This is a genomic window from Cupriavidus alkaliphilus, from assembly GCF_900094595.1.
Classification (GTDB): domain Bacteria; phylum Pseudomonadota; class Gammaproteobacteria; order Burkholderiales; family Burkholderiaceae; genus Cupriavidus; species Cupriavidus alkaliphilus.
The window spans coordinates 244932-263898 of sequence record NZ_FMAD01000004.1 but is presented as its reverse complement, the minus strand read 5'-3'; the positions used below and the strand labels follow the sequence as shown (position 1 = coordinate 263898).

Genomic DNA, 18967 nt, shown 5'->3' with positions numbered 1-18967 from the left:
CGCTTTCCTCAGGCGATGGTGACCGGCGTGGCTTCGATGACATTGCGGCGATAGCCGGCGGGATTCCAGTTGGCCCTGGTGGGCTGGGTCTCGCCGTTGTTGCTGGTGGCGCGCACCATCAGCACCGCCGGGCCCTTGAGCGCGAACTTCACCGGCAGGTGCCACGCGCGGAAGGAGAACCGGCCCAGGTCTTCGCCCAGCTGCGCGGCCTGCCAGTTCTGTCCGCCGTCGACGGAAACCTCGACCGCGCGGATGCCGGAGCCGCCGTCGAAGGCCATGCCCTTCAGTTCGACGGCGCGGCCGGCCGGCAGCCTGCCGCCGCTTTCGACACTGGTGATGAAGCTGCGCACGGCCAGCGTCGAGATCGGCCGCGTCTTCGCCGCCGGCGTGCCGGGGGCCACGCACTGGCAATCGTTGTCCGGCACGCGGTAGCCCTTGGTCATGAAGAACGCATCATGGCCTTCGAACGGGTGGTCCAGTACCTCGATCTCGTGCAGGTGCTTGATCCAGTAGGTGCCGAAGTAGCCCGGCACCACCAGCTTGAGCGGGTAGCCGTTGAGCAGCGGCAGGTCTTCACCGTTCATGCCCCAGGCCAGCAGCGGCTCGCCGTTCATGGCGTGGGCGATATCGAGCGACTTGCGGAAGTCTGGCGTGCTCGGCAGCACCGGCGTGTCCATGCCGTTGAAGGTCACCACCTTGGCGCCGGCCTTGACGCCCGCATGCTCAAGCACCTTGCGCAGCGGCACGCCGGTCCAGCGCGCATTGCCCATGGCGCCGTTGGCCAGCTGCGCGCCGAACACGCGCGGCTCGGAGAAGCCGCGGCTGTTGCCCGAGCACTGGTTCACGGCGACGACGTGCACCGGTTCGGCCAGCCGCTTCAGTTCATCGAGCGACAGCTGCAGCGGCTTGCCGACGTGGCCGCCGACGCTCAGGCGATAGGTGGCGAGATCCACCGACAGCGGCATGTTGGCCAGGTGGTAGCGCACGAAGAAGGCGTCGTTGGCGGTGATCGGCCCTTCATTGAACGCGGAGAAAGGCGTCTCCAGGTGCGGCGGACGGGTGTGGACGCGCACCAGCGGGCGCTTGCCGGGATAGCGCACCAGTGGACGCGGGCCGTCGGCCAGCGTGACGCCGTCGGCCGCGCGCGCAGCCTGGGCGGCCAGCGCGCCGAGCGGCGAGGCGCCCAGCGCCAGCAGGCCGGCACCCTGCACCAGGCGGCGCCGGGCTGGTAGTGGCCGGTCGTGGTCGGCGGATTGCGCCGGACGGTTCTTGTCTCGCATGGGGGCGTCTCCTTCGGGGCGTGTTGTGGCGCGCAAGGCGCTGTGGCGGGTACTTTGACGCCGCCTCTTCAAGTTGTGAAACGGGTTTTCCCACTAGCCGTTATCGATTTATTCGATATAGGGGAAGACCACGGCCGCGGCCCCTGCAAAACCTCTTGCATCGCAATTTGGGTTTCCCTACACTTACCAAAACGTTTTTGTTAGCGGAAATCGATAATATCTGCGGCGAACTGCGCACAGACGCAGCCAGTGGCCGATTGGCCACCGGCATAACGCCCGACACACCAAACGAGGAGCAAAAGCATGTCCCACCCCGTCCCCGCGCCGGTGGATGAACGGCTGCCATGGCGGCGCCTGTTCGTCTTCGGGCTTCAACACGTACTGGTCATGGCCGCGTCGCCGATCGCGTCGGTCTTCCTGATGAGCAAGGCGCTGAACTTCCCGCCCGCGCTGGCGGTGCAGCTGCTCAGCGCCACCTTTGTGATCTGCGGCCTGGGCACGCTGCTGCAGTCGCTGGGCAAGCGCGGCATCGGCGCGCGCCTGCCGTTCGTGATGCTGCCCGGCGGCGCGCCGATCGTGCTGTTTATCCTGATCGCGCAGCAGACTGACGTGCAGACCGCTGCCGGCGCGGTGATCCTGACCGGGGTGTTCTACTTCCTGGTGCTGCCGGTGTTCCGGCGCTGCCTGCGGTACTTCCCGCCGGTGGTGGTGGGCACCATGCTGCTGCTGGTGGCGATCAACCTGGCGCAGGTGTCGGGCAAGCTGGTGGCCGGCCATCCCGCCGCGGGCAGCGCGGTGGATCCGCTCAACCTGCTGCTGGCCTTTGCCACCATTGCCTGCACCGTGGCGGCGTCGCGCTGGCTGAGCGGCATGCTGGCGCAGCTGGCGATCCTGCTCGGACTGCTGGGCGGCGCGGTGGTGGCGGGGCTGACCGGCGCGTTCCACCTCGGCCAGGTGTCGATGTCGCCGGTGCTGGCGCTGCCCACGCCGTTCCCGTTCGGCTGGTCGACCTTCGACGTGGCGGCCGCGATCCCGCTGATGGTGTTTGCCGTGATCTCGATGGTGGAGGCCACCGGGCAGACCCTGGCGATCAGCGACGCCGTGGGCCGGCCGGTGGACCAGCAGCGCGACGTGCCGCGCACCATCCGCGCCGATGCGCTGACCTCGCTGCTGGGCGGGATGTTCGGCACCTCGCTGATCATCACCAGCGGCGAGAACATCGGCATCGTGCGTGCCACCGGCGTGCGTTCGCGCTTCGTCACGGCGATGTCGGGCGCGATCCTGGTGGCGTTCGGCCTGCTGGTGCCGGTGTCGGCGCTGATCAGCGCGATCCCCGAAGCGGTGGTCGGCGGCACCGGCCTGGTGGTGTTCTGCATCGTCGGCACCATGGGCATCGACATGCTGCGCAAGGTAGACCTGCGCGACCACGCCAACATGTACGTGGTGGCCGTGGCACTGGCCGTGGGCCTGCTGCCGATCCTGGTGCCCGGCATCTATGGCGGCCTGCCGTCCAACCTGCGCATCCTGGTGGGCAATGGCGTGGCGATGGGCGCCATCACCGCGGCACTGCTCAACTTCCTGTTTTTCCACACGGGCCTGCGCACCGCGGCCGCAAGCGCCATCGCGCGCGATGATGCCGCCGCCACGCACTGACCCCGCTTCCTGCATTGCAATGACGCAACCTTACGACTCGACGCCGGCCTGGCCCGGCGACATCAACCCGCCCCTGGCGCCGGACAGCTTCGAGCGCCCGCGCATCCTGCTGCCGGAATGGACGCTGCTGCGCCAGGGCGCGGTACGCGGCCACGCGGTGGTGGTGGAGGGCGGCCGCTTTACCGCCGTCGGCCCCGCCGCGGACGTCTGCGCGCGCTTCCCCGAACTGGAGACCCTGCCGCTGCCGCGCATGCTGCTGATGCCGGGCATGATCGACACCCACCACCACCTGACCCAATCGTTCGGCAAGTCGCTGGTGTTCGGCGAGCCGTCGGAGATCTTCCGGCGCGTGTGGGTGCCGCTCGAGGGCAGCCTGAAGGCCGAGCACCTGTACCTGTCTTCCAAGCTGGCGGCGTTGGAAGCGCTGCGCGGCGGCTTCACCACCGTGGTCGATGCCGGCACGCGCAGCGAGGCCGGGCTCGACGCGGTGGCGCGCGCGGTCAGCGATGCCGGCGTGCGCTGCGTGCTGGGGCTGATCTGCAACGACAAGCCCGGTGCCGAAACGCTAGACGCCGCGCCCATCCTGCGCCGCGCCGCCGCGCACCTGGACCGCTACGCCGGCGATGCGCTGGTGGCGCCGTCGCTGGCGATCTCGATCCCCGAGGTGGCCTCGGACGCGATGCTGCATCACGTCTACCAGCTGTGCGCCGAGTCCGGCCGCATCTTCCAGACCCATGCCAACGAGCACCTGGTGGCGGTGGAGCGCTCGCTCAACGCCTGCGGGCGCCGGCCGATCGAGCATCTCGCCGCGATCGGCGCGCTCGGCCCGGCGGCCTTGCTCGCGCATGCCACGCTGGTGACGCCGCAGGAAATCCGGCTGCTGGCCGACAGCGGCGCCGCGGTCGCCTACAATCCCGTGGCCAGCGCCTGGAAGGGCAACGCCGTGGCCCCGGCCGAGACCATGGCCACCTTCGGCGTGCGCCTGGGCCTGGGCACCGACGGCACCCGCAGCGACGGCTTCCGCCTGCTCGACTATGCCGAGGCCGCGCAGCGCTTCGCCTTCGGCATCGGCGTGGGCGATTCGTCCTGCGGCGCGGGCTGGCGCTGGGTCGACATGGCCACGCACGACGCGGCCGACGTCGCCGGCCTGGGTGCGCTCACCGGCGAGATCGCCGCCGGCAAGCGCGCCGACTTCCTGCTGGTAGACCTCGACGTGCCGGAACTGACGCCGTCGTGGGACCTGACCTGGGAGCTGGTGCGCCTGGCCAACCGCGACCAGATCCGCGCGGTCTTTGTCGACGGCAGCCTGCGCCTGTGGCAGGGCTGGCCCACCGACTGGGACGCGCGCGCGCTGATGCGCGACATCCATGCCATGGCCGAGCACACCGTCGCCGGCGCGCCGATCCGCAAGCTGCATGACGCCGCGGACGTGCACCGCGCCCGCCATGCCGGCACGGAGGCCGCATGAGCATGGACATGACCTTGTTCAGCGTCGGCGTGGCGGTCTTTACCGGCGCGCTGATCCAGGGCGCCACCGGCATGGGCTTTGCGCTGATCGTGGTGCCGGTGCTGGCGCTGGCCGCGCCGGCGATGCTGCCCGGCGCGCTGTTGCTGGCGATGCTGCCGCTCAACGCCTACGTGGCCTGGCGCGAGCGCCATGCCATCGACATGCGCGGCGCCGGCTGGATCAGCGCCGGACGGGTGGCCGGCACCTTCGGCGGCCTGTGGGTGCTGGTGGCGATGCCGATGGCGTGGCTCAACGCGCTGGTCGGCGGCAGCACCATCGCCGCGGCGGTGGTGTCGTTGCTGGCGCCGGCATTTACGCCGGGGCGGCTGACCTTTGCTTCCACCGGCCTGATCACCGGCGTCACCGAGACCGCCACCGGCGTCGGCGGCCCGCCGCTGGCGCTGGCCTACCAGCACGCGCCGGTGGCGACGCTGCGCGCCACCGTGGCGCTGTGCTTCCTGGTGGGCGAGGTGATCTCGCTGGTGGTGCTGGCGCTGGGCGGCCGGCTCGGCATGGAGCAGGTGTTCTATGCCGTGGGGCTGCTGCCGGTGCTGGGCGTCGGCATGGTCGCCAGCCACCTGGTGCACAAGCGCATCAACCAGCGCATGCTGCGCATCGGCGTGCTGGTGTTCGCGCTGGTGTCCGGCGCCGTGGTGCTGCTGCGCGGCTAGGCGTTCGGCGTCGACGAGGCCCGCACCACCAGTTCGGGCGCGGGGCCGGCAATCACGCTGCGGCTGCGCTCGCCCGACAGGTGCGCGAACAGCAGTTCCACCGCCAGCGACGCCACCCGCTCCAGGTGCAGGTTGACCGCGGTCAGCGGCGGCTGCGCGCTGCGCGCGCGGATGCCGTCGTAGCGCGTCACCACCAGCACGTCGTCGGGCACGCGCCTGCCCAGCCCTTGCAGGTGCGCCATGGCGCCGACTGCGAAGGCATCGACCGGCGCGCACAGCGCATCCAGCCCCGGCATCTTCGCCAGCAGCTGCGCGCAGGCGTCAGCGCCCGCGGCCTCGCCGTGTTCCTCGGCTGCCTTGACGACATGGCAGGGCAGCCCCAGCGCCTGCGTGAACTCGCGGTAGGCGCGTTCCGTTTCCACATACGACTGCCGCGGCGCCGCGCCGATCATCAGGCCGATCTGCCGCCGCCCGTGGCCGTGCAGGTGCGCCAGCAGCAGGCGCGCGGTCTCGGCCGATTGCAGGTCGACGCACGGCACCGGGGTTTCGGTCAGCGGCTCGCGCCCGATCGATACGATGCTGACGCCGCGCTCGCGCAGCCGCGCGATATGCGGGTCGCCGGCGATCGGCTCGATCACGATGGCACCGTCGATATCGAGCGTATCGAGCAGGCCGCCGGCGCCTTCCAGCGGCGGCACCAGCACCACGCCCAGCCCGCGCCCCATGGCCGCCTCGGCCGCGATCGCCGCCACCTCCATCATGAAGCCCAGGCGCGAGGTGCCGCCCGCCACCGCGAACGGCATCGACGACAGCAGCGCGATGCAGTTGGCACGGCCCGACTGCAGTCGCTGCGCCCGCACGCTGGGCCGGTAGCCCAGCTCCGCGGCGACGCGCTTGACGCGCGCGCGCGTGGCCGGGTCCAGCACGCCGCGGTCGTTGAGCGCGTGCGACACCGTGGTCAGCGAGACCCCGGCGGCGCGGGCAACGTCGTGGATGGTGATGCGGCGGGGGCGGTCGGGCGTGGCTTCGGTCATGCGGGACAAGGGCGATGGCTCAGGAGGGAGCATACCGCAGCGGCTGCTCAGCGGCGCCGGTTGCCGCCGCCGGCTTCGGACGACAGCGCCTTCCAGTGCTCGCGCGTGAACCGGTACAGCACCTCCAGCGCCGGCGACAGCGAGCGCGCCGCCATGCGCGCCATGCCGTAGCGCCCGCAGCGGCGCGCATCGGGCGGCATCGGCACTTCGGCCATCAGCCCGGCGGCGCGCTCCTGCCGCGTGATCGAGAGCACGCCGAACAACAGCGTATCGCTCGCCAGGGTCACGCTGCGCAGCATGTCGAGGTTGTCGCAATGCAGGGTGAAGAGCCGCTCCGGCGCGGCGTCCGGCCCCCACAGTTCCGCCAGCTGCCGGCTGACCACGGTGCTCAGCGTGGTGGTGGCGACGGGGTAAGCGCGGACGGTGTCGATATCGATGCGGCGCTTGCGCAGGATCGGGTGCCCGGCGCGGCAGACCAGCCCCGCGCGCAGTTCTCCGAGCGGCTCCACGTCGACGTCGTCGGCCGCGCGCAGCACGTAGGCGTCGCCGACGATGGCGTCGATGGTCTCGTTGCGCAGGGCCTCGAGCAAGGCGCTGGTCGCACCGGTCTCGGTGCGCACCTTGATGCGCGGGTGGGCCTGCGCCATGTGGATCAGGAACGGCGTCAGCAACAGCGCCGCCGGCGCCGGCGCCACGCCGATCGCGAGCGAGCCTTCCTCGCCGCCGCGCAGCAGTTCCAGGTCGCGCCGCAGCTGGCGTTCTTCCAGGCGCATGCGGCGCGCGCGCTCGGCCACCAGCTCGCCGAACACGGTCAGCGTGGCGCGTCGCGCGCCGCGGTCGAACAGCGGCGCCTTCAGCTCGTCTTCGAGCGCGCGGATGCTGCGGCTCAGCGCCGGCTGGGTCAGGTGCACGGCGCGGGCCGCCTCGGAGAAGGTGCCGTGTTCGACCACCGCGAGCAGATGCAGAAGTTTCTGGGTGTCCATGCGGAAAACCATGCGCTTTGGTTATGGGAGCGGTTCAACATTTGCATTTGAATCATACCCTGGCGCTTCCTATGATGAGCGGAACAAAAAAGCGGGGCCCGCCCGGGAGACCGCAACCACGTCCATCGGACATCGGAGACAAAGATGCTCAAGCTGTTGATCGGCCTAGGCCTGCCGTATATCGGCGTGATCGGGATGCTGCCGTGGGTGGCATCGGTGGAGCGCTTCGTGCTCGGCGTGCCCTTCATCTACGCGTGGATCTTCGCGTGGTTCGTGCTGACCTCGGGCTGCATGCTGGCGTGCTGGCTGCTGTTCGACCGCCACGGCGCCGACGCGGCCTCCGAAGCCTGACGCGAGGAGCCGGCCATGACCACAGCGGTATTCCTCGGCTTCATCGTGTACTCGCTCTACCTCGCCATCCGCTCCGGCAAGGGCCACGGCGCGCAGAGCATGCATGACTTCTTCGTCGCGTCGCGGCAGTTCGGCGCGTTCCTGGTGTTCTTCCTGGCCGCCGGCGAGATCTACAGCATCGGCACCATGGTGGGCTTTCCCGGCGGCATCTATGCCAAGGGGCCGACCTACGGCGTGTGGTTCCTCGGCTATATCCTGCTGGCCTATCCGCTCGGCTACTTCCTGGGCCCGAAGATCTGGCAGGCCGGCGCGCGCTACAACGCGATCACGCTGCCGGACCTGTTCAAGGGCCACTACGGCAACCGCGCGCTGGAGCTGATCGTGGCGGGTTCGTCGATCCTGTTCCTGCTGCCGTGGGGCCAGCTGCAGTTCACCGGGCTGGTGGCGGCGCTCAAGGGGCTGGGCTGGGACTTCGACCCGATGTACCTGGTGATGATTTCCGCGGCGCTGGCCTTCACCTACATCGCCATTTCCGGCGTGCGCGCCTCGGCCTATATCGCCATCCTCAAGGACATCCTGATGGTGGTGGCGATCGTCGCCACCGGCGTTGCGGTGGGCTGGAAGGCGGGCGTGGGCGACGTGTTCCACGCCGCCAGCCTGCAGGTCAGCAACCACATGAGCGAGACCCAGCTGCGCTTCTCGATGAGCACCATGCTGTTCCAGGCGCTGGGCTTCTACGTGATGCCGTTCGCGGTGCAGAACTTCTTTACGGCCAAGAGCGCCGACACCATCCGGCGCACGCAGGTGGCGATGCCGCTGTACATGCTGATGTACCCGTTTCTGGTGCTGGCGTCGTACTACGCCATCAGCCAGAACCTGCAGCTGGCGTCGCCCAACGAGGCCTTCTTCGCCGCGGCGGTGCGGCTGCTGCCGGGCTGGCTGCTGGGCCTGGTGGCGGCGGGCGCGGCGCTGTCGGGCCTGCTGGTGCTGGCTGGCATCTGCCTGGCGATCGGCCCCATCGTCACGCGCAACCTGCTGCCGGGCCTGCCCGAGCCGCGCCAGAAGCAGGGCGCCAAGGTGGTGATCGTGATCTACCTGGTGCTGTCGATCGCGATGACGCTGGCCACGCCCAACCTGATGCTGACGCTGATCAACACCACCTACTACGGCGTGACGCAGTTTTTCCCCGGCGTGATGGTGATCCTGTTCTCGCTCAAGGTGCGGCCGCTGGCGATTGCGCTGAGCATCGTCACCGGCCAGTTGCTGGCGATCACCTTGTACGTGCAGCAGGCCGACTTCGGCGGCTTCAACCTCGGCCTGATCAGCCTGGGCGTGAACCTGCTGGTGACCGCGCTGGTGCACTACGCCCCCCGCCTGGACCGCGTGCCGGCGGCCTGAAGACCTGAACCTGTTCAATCGATGACACCATACGACACCGCGCGCACGCAGATCCTTGTCGCGCGCAAGATCCTGACGATGGAGGCGGACCGGCCCGAAGCCACCCACGTCGCGGTGCGCGACGGCGAGATCCTTGCCGTCGGCGGCCCCGCCGACATGGCTGCCTGGCCGGACGCAGCGCAGCTCGACACCTTGCGCGACAAGGTGCTGATGCCGGGGCTGGTCGAGGGCCACTGCCACCTGATGGAGGGCGCGATGTGGGAAGCGGTCTACGTTGGCTACTTCGACCGCCGCGATCCGGATGGCCGGCTTTGGCGCGGCCTGCGCACGCTGGAGCAGGTAATCGATCGCCTCGCCAGCGCCGCCAGCCAGCTGCGCGACGCCGATGCGCCGCTGCTGGCGTGGGGGTTCGACCCGATCTACTTCGGCGCCAGCCGGCTGTCGGTGCGCGAGCTGGACCGCGTGTCGGCAACGCGCCCGATCGTGGTGATGCATGCCAGCGTGCACCTGATGAACGTGAATTCGGCGATGCTGGCGCAGGCCGGCATCGATGCGGACACCGATATCGACGGCGTGCACAAGGACGCGCAGGGCCAGCCCACCGGCGAACTGCAGGAGTTCGCGGCGATGTTCCCGGTCCAGCGCGTGCTGGGCAGCGCCTTGTCGCTGGCCGCCGCCGAGAACGGCGAGGCGGTGCGCCGCTTCGGCCGCGTGGCGCACCTGGCGGGGGTGACCACGGCCACCGACCTGGTCAACGACCTCTCGCCCAAGGGGCTGGAGACGCTGCGCGCGGTCACGGCCGAAGCGGATTTCCCGCTGCGCATCGTTCCCGCGTTTTCACCGCAGCGCAATGCGCAGGGCGGCCCGGCGCGCGTGCAGGCGGCCGCGGCCGCGGGCACCGACAAGCTGCACTTCGGCCCGGTCAAGTTCATCGTCGACGGCTCGATCCAGGGCTTTACCGCGCGCCTGCGCGCACCGGGCTATGCCGGCGGCCAGCCTGACGGCCTGTGGCTGATCCCGCCGCAGCAGTTGCTCGATGCCTTCACGCCGTTCCACCTGGCCGGCCTGCCGCTGCATATCCACACCAATGGCGACGAGGCCACCGAAGTGGTGCTGGACGTGCTGGAAGCGATGTTGTCGCGCCACCCACGCGCAGACCATCGCCATACGCTGCAGCATTGCCAGCTGGCCGACGCCGCGCAGCTGGCGCGCGCCGCGCGGCTGGGCCTGTGCATCAACTTCTTCTCGAACCACCTGTACTACTGGGGCGACGCGCACGTCGAGCAGACCGTGGGGCCGGCGCGGGCCGCGCGCATGAACCCGGCCGGCACGGCGCGGCGGCTGGGTATTCCGTTCGCGATCCATTCCGATGCCCCGATCACGCCGCTGAATCCGCTGTTCACGGCATGGTGCGCAATGCAACGCCAGACCGCTTCCGGACGCGTGCTGGGCGAAGCCGAACGGCTGACGCTGGCCGACGCGCTCTATGCCATCACCATGGGCGCGGCCTATACGCTGAAGCTGGAGCACCGCATCGGCAGCATCGCGCCCGGCAAGCTGGCCGACTTCGCCGTGCTGGAGGACGACCCCACCGCGATGGCGCCCGCAAGCCTGAAGGACGTGCGCGTCTGGGGCACGGTGCTGGGCGGGCGCGTATTCCCGGCGCCGGCACGATGAACGCGCGCGCGCCGATTGCGCTGGTGGTGGTGGGCGGCTACCTTGGCGCCGGCAAGACCACCTTGCTCAACCGCCTGCTCGCCACCGCGCAGGGGTGCCGCATCGCGGTGCTGGTCAATGATTTCGGCTCGGTCAATATCGACGCCGCGCTGGTGCGCGCGCGCAGCGACGACGTGATCGAGCTGGAGAACGGCTGCATCTGCTGCTCGATCGGCGGCCGGCTGGCCGAGGCGCTGGTGGCCATCGCCGGGCGCGCGCAGCGGCCGGAGCTGCTGGTGATCGAGGCCAGCGGTGTCTCCGACCCGCAGCGAATCGCGCAGGTCGGGCTGCTGGACCCGGCGTTCCGGCTCAATGCGGTGCTGGTCGCGGTGGACGCGACCGGCGTGCACGACAGCCTGCGCGATCCGCTGGTCGGCGACATGGTGCGGCGGCAAGTCATGGGCGCGTCGGTGGTGGCGCTGACCAAGGCCGACCGGGCCGGGGCCGAAGCCGTGGCGCGCGCCGGGGCCACGGCAGCCGGCCTGGCGCCGCACGCCACCGTGCTGACGGCGCGCTCGGGTGAGCTGCCGCTGTCAGTGTTTCTCGATGCAGGCGTGCTGCCCGCGCCCGGCAGCGCGGCGCTGCTGAATGGATCGGGCTGGCAGCGCGGCGGGGTGGATGGCGGTCATGCCGGCATCCGCAGCATGGCCTACCAGACCCCCCGCAGCTTCGACAAGGCGCGCCTGCGGCAGGCGCTGGCGACCGTGCCGGTGCGGCTGTTGCGTGCCAAGGGACTGGTCCGGCTCGACGCCGACCCACGGCTGCACGAGGTCCACCTCGTCGCTGGCCGGATGCGGCTGCGGCCGGCGCAAAGCGCAGGCTTCCAGCACTCGGCGCTGGTCTTCATCGGTGCCTTCGACGCGCAGGCGGAAGCGCGCCTGCGTGCCTGCATGGAAGCGGCGCTGGCCTGAGCCGCGCGTGGCCGACGCCTTCGGCTCAGGTATGAAATTCCTCCGTCCGGCCGGCGCGCCCCGGCAGCTTGTGCCAGGCGCCGCGCTCGAATTCCGCGATCACTTGCGCGCCGAGCAGCAGCAGCGTCGCCGCGATTTCCAGACTCAGCAGCACCACGATCGCCGTGGTCAGCGAGCCATAGACCCGTCCGACCTGCGACAGGCTGGTGAAGTACCACACCAGCACGTGGCGCGAGATCTCCCACAGCACCGCGGCGATCACCGCGCCGGTAAGCGCGTGGCGCAGCGAGAGCCGGCCGACCGGCATCACCAGGTAGATCGAGGTCAGCATCAGCACCTCGCCGATAAAGCCGAGCAGGTAGAGCAGGCCGGTGGAGAGGCGATCCAGCGACCAGTCGCGGCCCAGCACCTCGACGTGCCGTTCGCCGATCGCCAGCAGCGCGCCGGAGACCACGGTGACCAGCAGCAGGCCGATGCTGAGCACGGCGATATAGCAATAGGGCAGCAGCGCCGAGACCAGGAAATGGCGGCGCCGGATCGCCACGCGGTGCTCGAAGATGACTGACATGGCGTTCTCCAGCACGGTGAAGGCGAGCGAACTGAAGAACAGCATGGTGCCCAGCAGCACCCAGCCGATGGTGCCGCGGTTGCGCAGGAAGCCGGCCAGCTCGGTGACCAGGGCCCGCGCCTGGCCGGGCACGATCCACTCGAGATAGCGCGCCAGCGTCGACAGCAGCAGCTCGGGCTCGATCACGTGCGACAGCGCGATCACCATCAGGATCAGCAGCGGCACGATCGACAGCAGCGCGTAGTAGGCGACCGCGCCGGCCAGCAGCAGGCCCTGGTTGGCGCGGAACTGGCGCAGCGTGTGCCCGGCAAAGCGCAGCGGATGGCGCAGCAGGTCGCTGAGGCGGGCGTGGGCAAGGTGCATGGCGGGCACCGGAAGTGGCGGTTGACGAGATTATGCTGCGCGTTAGGCGGGGTTGGCAGCAGGCGCCTGGGCCACGCCCGCCGCCGCCCTCAGGCAGTCCAGCATCGCCGCCACCGCCGCGCGCGACTCGCCATCCGCGCGCCAGTACATCGACACCGAGCCGAACCCCGCCAGCCGCAGCGGCACGATGCGCAGCGCGCCCAGTTCTTCCAGCCGGCGCGCGGTGCGGTGCGAGGCCAGCCCGACCATGTCGCTGTTGTTGAACAGGGTCAGGTTCAGCACGGTGGAATTGCTCTCCACGCAGTCCGCCGGCAGCGCGCGCCCGGCGCTGGCGAGCGCGCCCTCCAGGGCATTGCGGATCGGCGTGCCGCGCGGCCATACCACCCAGCGGTGGCGGTACAGGTCGTCCCACGCCACCTTGCCGCCCTGCACCAGCGGGTGCCGCGGCCGGGCGACGAAGTGGATCGGCTCCATGTAGAGCGATTCGGTGCGCAGCTGCGCGTCCTGCAGTTCCGGCGCCGAGCGGCCCACCACGATATCCAGCTCGCTGCGCGCGAGCTGGGTCATGAGCCGGTCCATGGTGGTTTCCTGCAGCCGCACGCTGGCGCGGGGCATGCGCTGCATCAGCTGCAGCGCGGCCAGCGGCACGGTGTCCGCCGCCGACGCGCCCGAGGTGCCCACCACCACGATGCCGCTGCCGCCGTCGCGCATGGCCTGCAGGTCGTCGCGGGCGGTATCGAGCTGGGCTTCGATCCGGCGCGCGTGCTCGATCAGCGACTCGCCGTAGGGCGTGGGCCGCAGGCCGCGCGCCTGGCGCTCGAACAGCGGCAGGCCGATGTCGTCCTCGAGGTCCTTCAGCCACTTGGAAAGCCCGGGCTGGGTGGTGTTCAGCATGGCGGCGGACTGGCTCATGTTGCCGGTCTCGGCCAGGCTCAGCAGCATCTGCAGGTTGCGCAGGCGCAGTCTCTGGGTCCAATCCATGGGCGTGACCTATACGGTGAATCGTATCGATAAGATGAAAACTTCATTTCAGATCTTATAGGGCGGGGCGTATAACGACAACACAGACGGTGCGCAGCAAACAGGCACCCGCACAAAGCGCTCTCGAAACGCCTTGCACCAAGTTACGGAGACAGCATGTCCGAGCACACCCCAGACCCGGCCCGCGTGGCCTACTACGAAGAAATCGGCCGCAGCCACATGACCCCGCTGTGGGAGTCGCTGCACGCCCTGGTGCCGCCGCAGCCGCGGCCGCGGATCGTTCCCGCGATCTGGAAATACGCGCAGATCCGCCCGCTGGTGATGCAGGCCGGCGGCGTCATCAGCGCCGAGGAGGCGGTGCGCCGCGTGCTGGTGCTGGAGAATCCCGGCATCCCCGGCAAGTCCAGCATCACTTCCACGCTGTATGCGGGCCTGCAGCTGATCCTGCCGGGCGAGATCGCGCCCAGCCACCGCCATACGCAGTCGGCGCTGCGCTTTATCGTCGAAGGCAAGGGCGCGTGGACCGCCGTCAATGGCGAACGTGCCACCATGCATCCCGGCGATTTCATCATCACGCCGTCGTGGACCTGGCATGACCATGGCAACCCTTCGGTCGAGGAGGGCGGCGAGCCGGTGGTGTGGCTGGACGGCCTCGACATCCCGCTGGTGCAGCAGTTCGACGCCGGCTTTGCCGAGAACTACCCCGAGGCGCAGCAGCCCGTGACCCGCGCCGAAGGCGACAGCTTTGCCCGCTTCGGCCACAACATGGTGCCGGTGCGGCACCGCGTGACCGATCCCACTTCGCCGGTCTTCAGCTACCCGTACGCGCGGTCGCGCGAGGCGCTGGACCAGCTCTACCGCAACGGCGAGCTCGATCCCTGGGACGGCGTCAAGCTGCGCTACGTCAACCCGGCCACCGGCGGCTGGCCGATGCCGACCATCGCCACCTTCATGCAGTACCTGCCGGCGGGGTTCCAGGGCAAGACCTATCGCAGCACCGACGCCACCGTGTACAGCGTGGTGGAAGGGCGCGGCACGGTGCGCATTGGCGATGCGCAGTTCCAGTTCGAGCCGCGCGACGTGTTCGTGGCGCCGTCGTGGGCGCCGGTGCAGCTCGGCGCGCTGGAAGACGCGGTGCTGTTCAGCTATTCCGACCGGCCGGTGCTGTCCGCGCTGAACCTGCTGCGCGAAGCGCGCACCTGAGCCCCGCCAACCCCTGACAACAGCCGCCGCGCGCGGTGCCGGCCGGCACCGCCGGGCCGGCGCTCACCTGACAGATCCCTGGAAACCTTGACCATGTCCTACGTCTTCACGCCCCCCGCCACCGTTGCCATCCCCGTTGCCGGCAGCGATGACCGGTTCGCCGTGCGCCGCGTCTACTGCGTCGGCCGCAACTACGCCGCGCACGCCCGCGAAATGGGCTTCGATCCCGAGCGCGAGCCGCCGTTCTTCTTCTGCAAGCCAGCGGACGCCATTGTCCCGGTGCAGGCCGGCACCACGCTCGAGCTGCCGTACCCCGCGCAGACGCAGAACTACCACTACGAGGCCGAACTGGTCGCCGTGATCGGCAAGGGCGGCTCGGATATCCCGGTCGGGCAGGCGCTCGAACACGTGTGGGGCTACGCCGTCGGCCTCGACATGACCCGCCGCGACCTGCAGATGAAGATGCGCGAAATGGGCCGCCCGTGGGAAATCGGCAAGGCCTTCGACGCCTCGGCGCCGGTCGGCCCGATCCATCGCGCCAGCGACATCGGCCATCCGCAGCAGGCCGCCCTCTGGCTGACCGTCAACGGCGAAACCAAACAGCGCAGCACTGTGGCGCACCTGATCTGGTCGGTTGCCGAGACCGTGGCCTACCTGTCGCAGTTCTTCCGCCTGGAACCGGGCGATGTCATCTTCACCGGCACGCCCGAGGGCGTGGGCCCGGTCAAGGCCGGCGACACCATGGTCACGGGCGTCGACGGCCTGGGCGAACTGGCCGTGCGCGTGGTCTGAACCCAGGCAAGCCGAACCATGCAGCTCTACAGCTTCTTCAACAGTTCGACGTCGTACCGCGTGCGCATCGCGCTGGCCCTCAAGGGTCTGCCGTACGACTACCTGGGCGTCAATATCCGCACCGGGCAGCATCGGCATGCGGAATACGTCGACGGCATCAACCCGTCCGCGTCCGTGCCCGCGCTGGTCGATGGCGATTTCACGCTGGGGCAGTCGTTCGCGATCATCGACTACCTGGACGCGCGCCATCCCGAGCCGCGCCTGCTGCCCCCGGATCCGGAGCAGCGCGCGCGCGTGCTGGAGCTGTCGATGCTGGTCGGCTGCGACATCCATCCCGTCAACAACCTGCGCGTGCTGCGCTACCTGCAGGACACGCTGAAGCTCACGCCGGAGCAGAAGGACGCCTGGTACCGCCACTGGATCGACGAAGGCATGGCCGGCGTCGAGCGGCTGCTGGCGCGCCATGGCCATGGCAAGTGGTGCTTCGGCAATGCACCCACGCTGGCCGATGTCGCGCTGGTGCCGCAGGTGGCCAATGCGCTGCGCATGGGTTGCGAGCTGGATCGCTACCCGCGCGCGATGGCCGTCTTCGCCCATGCCAGTGCCCATCCCGCCTTCGCCCAGGCCGCGCCCACGCGCCAGCCAGACTACAACGCCTAAGCACCGCTAAGCACCCCTAAGCACCGCCTGACGCTAGCGGCGCAGGCCAGGAGACAGACATGAGCAGCACCCAAAACGAGACCCACAATGCCACCGGCAAGGTCCTGATCATCGGCGGCGGCATCGGCGGCCTGGCCGCGGCGCTGGCGCTGGCGCGCCAGGGCATCCGCGTCGAACTGCTGGAGCAGGCCGAGCAGATCGGCGAGATCGGCGCCGGCATCCAGCTGGCCGCCAATGCCTTTGCCGCGCTCGACGCGCTGGGCGTGGGCGAGGCCGCGCGCGGCCGCACGGTCTTTACCGACTTCCTCAGCCTGCGCGATGCCGTTGACACCAGCGTGATCGCGCAAGTCGATGTCGGGCCGGCGTATCGCGAGCGTTTCGGCAATCCCTATGGCGTGATCCACCGCGTCGATATCCACCTCTCGATCCTGGAGGCCGTGCAGGACCATCCGCTGATCACGATGCGCACCAGCACGCGCGTGGAGCAGCTGCTGCAGGACCAGCACGGCGTGACCGTGATCGACCAGCATGGCGAGCACCACCGCGGCGATGCGGTGATCGGCTGCGACGGCGTCAAGTCCGCGATCCGCCAGGCGCTGATCGGCGACGAGCCGCGCGTGACCGGGCACGTGGTCTACCGCGCCGTGGTCGACGTGGCCAATATGCCGCAGGACCTGCAGGTCAACGCGCCGGTGGTGTGGGCCGGCCCGCACTGCCACCTGGTGCACTACCCGCTGCGCGGCGGCCAGCAGTACAACCTGGTGGTGACCTTCCACAGCCGCGAAACGGAAACCTGGGGCGTGCGCGAGGGCAGCAAGGAAGAAGTGCTGTCGTACTTCGAGGGCATCCACCCGCTGCCGCACCAGATGCTGGACCGCCCGACCTCATGGAAGCGCTGGGCCACCGCCGACCGCGACCCGGTCGAGCGCTGGAGCTTCGGCCGCGCCACCCTGCTCGGCGATGCCGCGCACCCGATGACCCAGTACGTGGCGCAGGGCGCCTGCCAGGCGCTGGAAGACGCGGTCACGCTGGGCGCCGCGGTGCAGGCTGCCGATGGTGACTACGCCGCGGCCTTCAGGCTGTACGAGCAGGCCCGCATCCCGCGCACCGCGCGCGTGCTCTATGCCGCGCGCGACATGGGCCGCGTCTACCACGCCCGGGGTGTCGACCGCCTGGTGCGCAACAGCCTGTGGACCGGCCGCACGCAGGCGCAGTTCTACGACGCGCTGCAATGGCTGCATGGCTGGCGCGCCGACAAGTGCCTGAGCGCCACGCCCTGGCTGTAGAGCACTGAACGCAGCGTTCTTTCCGCGCTGAAAACCCTCGCGATGTAAACCTCGCGTTGCAAGCCCTGACAGCGAGCTGCGGCCGATGAAGCCGCCGGCCCTCTCTCGCCCTAAACCTGGCAACCAGGAGGAGACACCATGCCTGCCAGCCAACCGCTCAACGTCACCGCGTTCATCGACCGCCAGCCGCTGTCGGCGTTCCAGGTGACCATCGTCGTACTTTGCTTCCTGATCGTCGCCGTCGACGGCTTCGACACCGCCGCGATCGGCTTTATCGCGCCCGCCATCCGCGCCGAATGGCAGCTGACGCCGGCACAGCTGGCGCCGCTGTTCGGCGCGGGACTGGGCGGCCTGATGGCCGGCGCCTTCCTGTTCGGCCCGCTGGCGGACCGGTTCGGCCGCAAGGGGGTGCTGGTGCTTTCCGTGCTGTGCTTCGGCGCGGCCAGCCTGGCGTCGGCGTGGTCGCCGGACCTGTGGACGCTGGTGCTGCTGCGCTTTGTCACCGGCCTCGGGCTGGGCGGGGCCATGCCCAATGCCATCACGCTGACCTCGGAGTTCTGCCCGGAGAAGCGGCGCTCGTTCCTGGTCACCACCATGTTCTGCGGCTTCACGCTGGGCTCGGCGCTCGGCGGCCTGGCCTCGGCCGGGCTGATCGACGCCTTCGGCTGGCGTTCGGTGCTGGTCGCCGGCGGCGTGCTGCCGCTGGTGCTGGCGGTGGCGCTGGTGTGGCTGCTGCCGGAATCGGTACGTTACCTGGTGATGACGGGCAAGTCGCGCGAGCGCATCGTCGCCACGCTGCGCAAGATCGCGCCGCATGAAGACCTGCGCGGCGCCAGCTTCGCCGTCAGCGAGCAGCGTGCCACCAGCTCGCCGGTGCGGCACCTGTTCCGGCCGGCGCTGCTGCGCGGCACGCTGCTGTTCTGGCTGACGTTCTTCATGAGCCTGCTGGTGATCTACCTGCTGTCGAGCTGGCTGCCGACGCTGCTGCGCGGCACCGGCCATTCGCTGCGCACCGCGGCGCTGGTGACGACCATGTTCCAGGTGGGCGGCACGGTCGGCGCGATCGCGCTGGGATGGTTGATGGACCGGTTCAATCCGCACCATGTGCTGGCCACCAGCTATGCGCTGGCGGCGCTGGGCATCGCCGCGGTGGGCAGCGTTGCCGCCGAGCCGGTGGCTGCGGGCGTGGCGGTCTTTGTCGCGGGCTTCTGCATCTCGGGCTCGCAGGTGGGCGCCAATGCGCTGTCGGCCAGCTTCTATCCGACCGACTGCCGCGCCACCGGCGTCAGCTGGGCCAATGGCGTGGGCCGGATGGGCTCGGTGGTGGGCTCGGTCGGCGGCGCGACCATGCTGTCGATGGGCCTGGGCATGCCGGCGTTGTTCGCGTGGATCGGCGTGCCGGCACTGCTTGCCGGGCTGTCGATGTTTTCGCTGGGCCTGGTCAGGCGGGAGCGGCCGCAAGCGCGCCTGGCGGTCTGAAGGCGGCTGCTGCGCCGACATTCCCAAGGGTTATGGCTCTATTCCGAACAGAGGATTGTGGCCATGGCCGCAGGCCTGCAACATGGCGCACGCGGCCTGCCCCGGCAGGCTGGCAACGCATCACAGAAGGC

Annotated in this window: 17 protein-coding genes; 12 read left to right on the top strand and 5 right to left on the bottom strand. The window is 69.8% G+C overall.

The window, feature by feature from the left end; translation table 11 throughout:
• Positions 1-8 precede the first annotated feature (8 nt).
• Complete coding sequence (sorA, locus tag GA0116996_RS10550) at positions 9-1280, bottom strand: SorA family sulfite dehydrogenase catalytic subunit (RefSeq protein WP_092310425.1); 1272 nt, start codon at positions 1278-1280, stop codon at positions 9-11.
• A gap of 303 nt (positions 1281-1583) precedes the next feature.
• Here sorA and GA0116996_RS10545 point away from each other — a divergent pair, with 303 nt between their 5' ends.
• Genes GA0116996_RS10545 through GA0116996_RS10535 form a run of 3 tightly spaced genes read left to right on the top strand, consistent with a single transcriptional unit; the run spans position 1584 to position 5111 of the window.
• The gene (locus GA0116996_RS10545) at positions 1584-2933 is read left to right on the top strand and encodes a uracil-xanthine permease family protein (RefSeq protein ID WP_092310422.1); all 1350 of its coding nucleotides are present in this window, start codon (positions 1584-1586) and stop codon (positions 2931-2933) included.
• 19 nt (positions 2934-2952) lie between these two features.
• On the top strand, positions 2953-4401 hold the full coding sequence (locus tag GA0116996_RS10540) for an amidohydrolase family protein (protein WP_092310419.1): 1449 nt from the start codon (positions 2953-2955) through the stop codon (positions 4399-4401).
• Positions 4402-4403: 2 nt separating this feature from the next.
• Entirely contained in the window at positions 4404-5111 is a 708-nt protein-coding gene (locus GA0116996_RS10535) for a sulfite exporter TauE/SafE family protein (protein WP_092311213.1), read from the top strand.
• Here GA0116996_RS10535 and GA0116996_RS10530 read toward each other — a convergent pair.
• A complete protein-coding gene (locus tag GA0116996_RS10530; protein WP_092310416.1) occupies positions 5108-6145 on the bottom strand; it encodes a LacI family DNA-binding transcriptional regulator in 1038 nt (345 codons plus the stop codon). The two genes, GA0116996_RS10535 and GA0116996_RS10530, sit on opposite strands and share 4 nt — an antisense overlap.
• 47 nt (positions 6146-6192) lie before the next feature.
• On the bottom strand, positions 6193-7128 hold the full coding sequence (locus GA0116996_RS10525) for a LysR family transcriptional regulator (protein ID WP_092311210.1): 936 nt from the start codon (positions 7126-7128) through the stop codon (positions 6193-6195).
• Between the two features lie 144 nt (positions 7129-7272).
• On the opposite strand from GA0116996_RS10525, the gene GA0116996_RS10520 reads away from it, so the two are divergent.
• Genes GA0116996_RS10520 through GA0116996_RS10505 form a run of 4 tightly spaced genes read left to right on the top strand, consistent with a single transcriptional unit; the run spans position 7273 to position 11504 of the window.
• Positions 7273-7479 (top strand): DUF3311 domain-containing protein, encoded by a 207-nt coding sequence (locus GA0116996_RS10520; RefSeq protein ID WP_092310413.1) that lies wholly within the window; start codon positions 7273-7275, stop codon positions 7477-7479.
• Positions 7480-7494: 15 nt separating this feature from the next.
• The gene (locus tag GA0116996_RS10515; protein ID WP_092310410.1) at positions 7495-8877 is read left to right on the top strand and encodes a sodium:solute symporter family protein; all 1383 of its coding nucleotides are present in this window, start codon (positions 7495-7497) and stop codon (positions 8875-8877) included.
• A 21-nt stretch (positions 8878-8898) separates the two neighbouring features.
• Positions 8899-10554, top strand: a complete 1656-nt coding sequence (locus GA0116996_RS10510) for an amidohydrolase (protein WP_092310407.1) — start codon at positions 8899-8901, stop codon at positions 10552-10554.
• Positions 10551-11504 (top strand): CobW family GTP-binding protein, encoded by a 954-nt coding sequence (locus tag GA0116996_RS10505; RefSeq protein WP_092310404.1) that lies wholly within the window; start codon positions 10551-10553, stop codon positions 11502-11504. The genes GA0116996_RS10510 and GA0116996_RS10505 overlap by 4 nt, the downstream gene beginning before the upstream one ends.
• A gap of 25 nt (positions 11505-11529) precedes the next feature.
• On the opposite strand, the gene GA0116996_RS10500 is transcribed toward GA0116996_RS10505, so the two are convergent.
• Together GA0116996_RS10500 and GA0116996_RS10495 are read right to left on the bottom strand one after the other, a co-directional pair.
• The gene (locus GA0116996_RS10500) at positions 11530-12435 is read right to left on the bottom strand and encodes a YihY/virulence factor BrkB family protein (protein ID WP_092310401.1); all 906 of its coding nucleotides are present in this window, start codon (positions 12433-12435) and stop codon (positions 11530-11532) included.
• A 42-nt stretch (positions 12436-12477) separates the two neighbouring features.
• Entirely contained in the window at positions 12478-13416 is a 939-nt protein-coding gene (locus GA0116996_RS10495) for a LysR family transcriptional regulator (RefSeq protein WP_092310398.1), read from the bottom strand.
• Positions 13417-13572: 156 nt separating this feature from the next.
• On the opposite strand from GA0116996_RS10495, the gene gtdA reads away from it, so the two are divergent.
• The 5 genes from gtdA (at position 13573) to GA0116996_RS10470 (ending at position 18836) form a co-directional block, all read left to right on the top strand.
• Positions 13573-14619, top strand: a complete 1047-nt coding sequence (gtdA, locus tag GA0116996_RS10490) for a gentisate 1,2-dioxygenase (RefSeq protein ID WP_092310395.1) — start codon at positions 13573-13575, stop codon at positions 14617-14619.
• Positions 14620-14712: 93 nt separating this feature from the next.
• Positions 14713-15411, top strand: coding sequence for a fumarylacetoacetate hydrolase family protein (locus GA0116996_RS10485; protein WP_092310392.1), 699 nt, complete (start codon positions 14713-14715; stop codon positions 15409-15411).
• Between the two features lie 18 nt (positions 15412-15429).
• Positions 15430-16071 carry a maleylacetoacetate isomerase gene (maiA, locus tag GA0116996_RS10480; RefSeq protein WP_092310389.1) on the top strand — a complete coding sequence of 214 codons (642 nt, stop codon included), beginning with the start codon at positions 15430-15432 and terminating at the stop codon, positions 16069-16071.
• A 59-nt stretch (positions 16072-16130) separates the two neighbouring features.
• Complete coding sequence (locus tag GA0116996_RS10475; RefSeq protein ID WP_092310386.1) at positions 16131-17357, top strand: 3-hydroxybenzoate 6-monooxygenase; 1227 nt, start codon at positions 16131-16133, stop codon at positions 17355-17357.
• Between the two features lie 138 nt (positions 17358-17495).
• On the top strand, positions 17496-18836 hold the full coding sequence (locus tag GA0116996_RS10470; RefSeq protein WP_092310383.1) for an MFS transporter: 1341 nt from the start codon (positions 17496-17498) through the stop codon (positions 18834-18836).
• Positions 18837-18967 lie beyond the last annotated feature (131 nt).

Coding starts and splice junctions, on each gene's coding strand:
- GA0116996_RS10540 (WP_092310419.1), top strand. CDS start 2,953: ATGACGCAACCTTACGACTCGACGCCGGCCTGGCCCGGCGACATCAAC.
- GA0116996_RS10475 (WP_092310386.1), top strand. CDS start 16,131: ATGAGCAGCACCCAAAACGAGACCCACAATGCCACCGGCAAGGTCCTG.
- GA0116996_RS10470 (WP_092310383.1), top strand. CDS start 17,496: ATGCCTGCCAGCCAACCGCTCAACGTCACCGCGTTCATCGACCGCCAG.
- GA0116996_RS10520 (WP_092310413.1), top strand. CDS start 7,273: ATGCTCAAGCTGTTGATCGGCCTAGGCCTGCCGTATATCGGCGTGATC.
- GA0116996_RS10485 (WP_092310392.1), top strand. CDS start 14,713: ATGTCCTACGTCTTCACGCCCCCCGCCACCGTTGCCATCCCCGTTGCC.
- GA0116996_RS10525 (WP_092311210.1), bottom strand. CDS start 7,128: ATGGACACCCAGAAACTTCTGCATCTGCTCGCGGTGGTCGAACACGGC.
- GA0116996_RS10530 (WP_092310416.1), bottom strand. CDS start 6,145: ATGACCGAAGCCACGCCCGACCGCCCCCGCCGCATCACCATCCACGAC.
- sorA (WP_092310425.1), bottom strand. CDS start 1,280: ATGCGAGACAAGAACCGTCCGGCGCAATCCGCCGACCACGACCGGCCA.
- maiA (WP_092310389.1), top strand. CDS start 15,430: ATGCAGCTCTACAGCTTCTTCAACAGTTCGACGTCGTACCGCGTGCGC.
- GA0116996_RS10495 (WP_092310398.1), bottom strand. CDS start 13,416: ATGGATTGGACCCAGAGACTGCGCCTGCGCAACCTGCAGATGCTGCTG.
- GA0116996_RS10535 (WP_092311213.1), top strand. CDS start 4,404: ATGGACATGACCTTGTTCAGCGTCGGCGTGGCGGTCTTTACCGGCGCG.
- GA0116996_RS10515 (WP_092310410.1), top strand. CDS start 7,495: ATGACCACAGCGGTATTCCTCGGCTTCATCGTGTACTCGCTCTACCTC.
- GA0116996_RS10500 (WP_092310401.1), bottom strand. CDS start 12,435: ATGCACCTTGCCCACGCCCGCCTCAGCGACCTGCTGCGCCATCCGCTG.
- GA0116996_RS10510 (WP_092310407.1), top strand. CDS start 8,899: ATGACACCATACGACACCGCGCGCACGCAGATCCTTGTCGCGCGCAAG.
- GA0116996_RS10505 (WP_092310404.1), top strand. CDS start 10,551: ATGAACGCGCGCGCGCCGATTGCGCTGGTGGTGGTGGGCGGCTACCTT.
- gtdA (WP_092310395.1), top strand. CDS start 13,573: ATGTCCGAGCACACCCCAGACCCGGCCCGCGTGGCCTACTACGAAGAA.
- GA0116996_RS10545 (WP_092310422.1), top strand. CDS start 1,584: ATGTCCCACCCCGTCCCCGCGCCGGTGGATGAACGGCTGCCATGGCGG.